The organism is uncultured Tepidimonas sp., from assembly GCF_938045175.1.
In the GTDB taxonomy this organism is placed as follows: Bacteria; Pseudomonadota; Gammaproteobacteria; order Burkholderiales; family Burkholderiaceae_C; genus Tepidimonas.
Genome location: NZ_CALIND010000151.1, coordinates 1 through 4,413, shown reverse-complemented (window position 1 = coordinate 4,413; position 4,413 = coordinate 1). Strand labels below are relative to the sequence as shown.

Sequence of the window (4,413 nt, the reverse complement as noted above, 5' to 3'; positions counted from 1 at the left end):
TTCCGGTTCGCCTTGCGCACAGCGACGGGACGCGAACTGATCCCGCCGACCGAGTTGCTGCAGGAGCGTGAGCTGAGCTTTTCGGAAACCGTGGTGCTGGGCAAAGAGGCCGAAGAGGCCTTGCTGTTCGACGATATGCGCGCGGCCGTCGTGCGCCAGTTGTTGGTGCGCTTAAGCCGCGTTCAAGGCCTGTGATCGGAGGCGCGGGGCAGGCAGCGCGTTTTTCGAACCGCTGTCATGATGGGCGTTTACGCTTTTGTCGTTACCATTAGTTTCAAATTCAAGCATTCAGGAGTCCATCATGGCTTGGGGCCAATCGCTGCGGGGCCGCTTGATGTTGATGGCCACGGCGTTGACGGTGGTCAGCGTGGCTATCGTTTCCACTATCAACATTGTGATCGCGCAGCACTCGCTGACGCAAACCGTGGAGCAGGATGGACGCGCGCTGGCCCTGGCGCGCGCCACGGCGGTGGCCGAATGGGTGCAGGGGGCGCGCCGCGCGGTGCAAGCCATGCTGCCTGCGGTGGCGGCGGAAGACCCGCTGCCGACTCTGCAAATGATGGTCAAGGCCGCTGGCTTTGACACGACCTACATCGGCTGGACGGACAAGCGCTACTTGTTTTCGTCGCCGCAGAATTTGCCGCCAGCCTACGACCCCACAGCCCGGCCCTGGTATCAATCGGCGGTGGCCGCCGCCGACGTCGCGGTGACTGAACCCTACGTCGATGCCGGTACCAAGAAGCTGGTCATCACCGTGGCGGCGGCGTTGCGCGAAGGAGGGCAGGTGCGCGGCGTGGTGGCCGGCGATATTTTCATGGACGTGGTGCAGGCCAATATTGATGCCATCAAGCCCACGCCGTCCAGCTTTGCTTTCATCGTCACGAAAGATGGTCGCTTTGTGGCCCATCCGGATACACAGCTGATCTTGCAGCCGGTCACCCGCTTCAGCGAGGCGCTCAGCGCCGAAGCATTGGCCGCGCTGGATCAGGGCAGCCAACGCGTTCGCTGGCAGGGCACCGACTGGTTGTTGGTGGGGCAGCCGATTGCGGGCACCGATTGGCGGCTGGTGATCGCGCTGCATGAAGGCGAAGCGAAGACCGCCATGCGCGCGCTGGAGCTCAACTCGTTGATCGGTGCGGTGCTGGTCGGTCTGGTCAGCGCCTTGCTGGTGGGCTGGCTGGTGCACCATTCGCTGGCGTCGCTGCGTCGCCTCGACCGCGCCTTGCTCGAGGTGGCTTCGGGCGACAGCGATCTGACGCGGCGCTTGCCCACCGACGGCGTCGCCGAAGTGGCGCGCATCAGCGAGCACTTCAACACTTTTGTGGTCAAGCTGCAAGCGGTGCTGATCGACATCCGTCAGGCCAGCGCCCAAGTGCACACGGCAGCGGAGGAAATCTCCGCTGGCAACCTCGACCTTTCCTCGCGTACCGAGGCGGCGGCCTCTAGTCTGCAGCAGACGGCTGCCACCATGGAACAGATGAACGCCACCGTGGCGCAGACGGCGCAGCAGGCCCGGCAGGCCAGCCAGCGGGCCGACGAAGTTTCGGCGGTGGCGCAGCGCGGCGGGCAAGTCATGGCGGAGGTGACCACGCGCATGACCAACATTTCTGCGACGTCGCAAAAAGTGGGCGACATCGTCAACGTTATCGACGGCATCGCCTTTCAGACCAACATCCTGGCGCTGAACGCTGCAGTGGAGGCTGCCCGCGCGGGGGAAGCGGGCCGCGGTTTTGCGGTGGTAGCCGGCGAGGTGCGTGCCCTGGCGCAGCGCAGCGCTCAGGCGGCGCGTGAGATCAAAGCGCTGATTGAGTCTTCGGTGTCAGAAGTGGATGAAGGCTCGGCCATGGTCAACCAGGCCGGTGAGGAAATCCAACGCGTCGTGCAATCCATTCAGGGCTTGACGACCATGATGCGCGGCATCGCCGCCGCGGTGGAAGAACAGCGCAGCGGCATCGAGCAGATCGGCGCGGCGGTGTCCTCGCTCGACCAGAGTACGCAGCAGAACGCGGCGTTGGTGGAAGAAGGCGCCGCCGCCGCCACCGCCTTGAAGCAACAGGCCGCTGAGCTGGCTGCGGCGGTGGCGCGGTTCCGCGTCGATCAAGGTGCGCCGGCGACGGCGCAGCGGGCGGCGCCCGTCCACACCCAAGGCACGCGCCCAGCGTTGCCGTCGGCGGCTTGATGACCGTGCCCCTGCAAAGTGGAGTGTCTAGCTCTTGTGGGAGCTGTCGGCGGTACGGCAGGTGCGCGCCGGGCAGGCAAAGAGCGGGTTCGCCGGTTCACGCAGCAGCATGAGCATCCACGCCAGGGCCAAGCTACAAGTTTGTGGTGACCACCGACAGCCGCCACAGCCTGCCGTTGCCGCCCGACCTGGTGCAGCGGCGCTGTACCCCCGAGGCACCCAATCGGCTCTGGAGCGGCGACACCACCTACATTGCCAGGGACGAAGGCTGACTGTACCTGGCTGCGGTCATCGGCCGCTTTTCTCAACAGGTGGTGGGCTGCAGCCTGCAGCAGCGCATGCATACGGGCTTGGGGTCAAGCATGCCTTCGCCATGGCTGGGCTATCTCAGCCCGCTGCAGTTCGAGCAATGCTGGCACGAGGCACAGCGTGAAAATGCCGCGTGAGCTGGGGGTTAAGAACTCCACGGAACAGGGGCAAGGTCACAATCCAGACGTGCCGACTGAACAGATCCCCTTACTCTACAGGTTTCAGGTTCACACCTGAACTGGAAAACACTACCCCAGCCAGTCAAGTCCGAAATTTGCTGTAAATCTGCTCCGAGTCGGTTGATGACGATGGGGTTTCAGCCCGAGAGGGCAATAACGCTGTTGCCGTCTCGTGCGGCGGCGCAGGCAGCCGTCCAGTCGTTCTGCTCGGCCAGCAATGCTGCAATCAGCCGCAGGGCCGATTCGTCGTTCGGGAAGATGTGGATCACGCGCTCGCGGCGGCGAATCTCCTCGTTGAGCCGCTCCTGCATGTTGGTGGTCCGCAGCCGCTTGCGGTACTTCTCGGGTAGCGCCATGACCGCCATGGCATCCTCGAACCCGGCCTCGAGGCAGGCCACCCCCTTGAGACCGCGCCCCTTGAGCCAGCGGAAAGTCTCGTCCCAGGTGGCGAAGCTATCGCCGTCGCCAATCCTCACGCCGAGGATTTCCCGGTAGCCGTCGCTCCTCACCCCGCTGACGATCAGAACGGTGCGCATCAGCACACGATCTTCCTGCCAGCTCTGGATGAACGGCGCATCGACCAGCACGAACAGATACGCGCCCTCCAGCCGCCGTTCGTTGAAAGCCCGTACCCGGGCGTCCAGCCCGACGCACAGGCTGCTGACCGTCGATTTGGAGAAACTCGCGCCGCACAGCTCTTCGGTGATCGCCGCCACCCTGCGCGTGGAGACCCCGTTGACCACCATTTTCATCAGCGCCAGAACGAAGGCCTGATCACTGCGCAGGTCACGCTTGAAGAGGTCGGTCGAGAAGCTGCTGTCCCGCGTCTGCGGCACCAAAAGCCGAACCGGCCCCACCCGCGTGTAGAGTGTGCGCGGCCGATGGCCGTTGCGGTAGCCCATGCGCTCCTACGACCGCTTGTGCCGCTCCGTGCCCAGCGCTTCCGTCACCTGCGCCTCCAAAATCTGGTTCAGCACCGCCTCCACCAGCTTGGCCAACCCATCCTGGCTGCCCAGCAATCCCGCCAGCAATTCCCTGCTTACGCTAACATCAATCCCAGCCATCGGTTCCTCCTATCGGTCGATCAACGATTCGACACCGTCAATTTACCGATTCGAAGCGGTGGCTACCTACCCACCCGATTTACAGCAGTTTACGGACTCAATCCGCCGGCCTTACCCCCGCCGCCGCACCTGGTGCTCGCGCATCAGGGTGCTTTTGCCAAACAGGCTCTCGATCAAATCCACCGCCAGCAGCGCGGTGCGGTTGCGCACATCCAGCGCTGGGTTGAGCTCCATCACATCCAGGCTGGCCAGGCGGCCGGTGTCGGCGATCATCTCCATGCACAGTTGCGCCTCGCGGTAGGTGGGCCCCCCGGGCACGGTCGTGCCCACGCCGGGCGCGATGTCGGGGTCCAGAAAATCGACGTCGAAACTCACATGCAGATGGGTGTCGGCGTCCAGACCCGCCAAGGCTTGCTCCATCGTGTGGCGCATGCCCATTTCGTCGATATAGCGCATGTCGTACACCTCCAGGCCCTGCGCGTGGACGAAGCGCTTTTCCCCCGCATCGACGCTGCGGATGCCAATCTGGCGCACCTGCTGTGGCCGCAGCGCCGGGCCCTCGCCACCCAGGCGTACCAGCGCCTCGGGGCCGAAGCCGCACAGGCACGCCACCGGCATGCCGTGCAGATTGCCGCTGGGCGTGAGCGCCGAGGTGTTGAAGTCCGCATGTGCGTCCAGCCAG

General features: G+C 64.5%; 2 protein-coding genes and 3 pseudogenes. 3 read left to right on the top strand and 2 right to left on the bottom strand.

Translation table 11 applies throughout. The features are described 5' to 3' along the window. The 3 genes and pseudogenes from Q0716_RS07925 to Q0716_RS07915 all read left to right on the top strand — a co-directional run. Positions 1-195, top strand: a pseudogene (locus tag Q0716_RS07925) (hypothetical protein); the annotation flags it as partial. A gap of 106 nt (positions 196-301) precedes the next feature. Further along, positions 302-2,179, top strand: a complete 1,878-nt coding sequence (locus Q0716_RS07920; RefSeq protein ID WP_299021684.1) for a methyl-accepting chemotaxis protein — start codon at positions 302-304, stop codon at positions 2,177-2,179. Between the two features lie 69 nt (positions 2,180-2,248). Then, positions 2,249-2,625: pseudogene (locus Q0716_RS07915) on the top strand (IS3 family transposase); the annotation flags it as partial. Between the two features lie 227 nt (positions 2,626-2,852). Here the strand turns inward: Q0716_RS07915 and Q0716_RS07910 are convergent. Continuing rightward, a pseudogene (locus tag Q0716_RS07910) lies at positions 2,853-3,731 on the bottom strand (transposase); the annotation flags it as partial. A gap of 111 nt (positions 3,732-3,842) precedes the next feature. Then, positions 3,843-4,413 (bottom strand): arginase (locus Q0716_RS07905; RefSeq protein ID WP_299021681.1); only part of this gene is annotated, 571 nt, incomplete at its 5' end.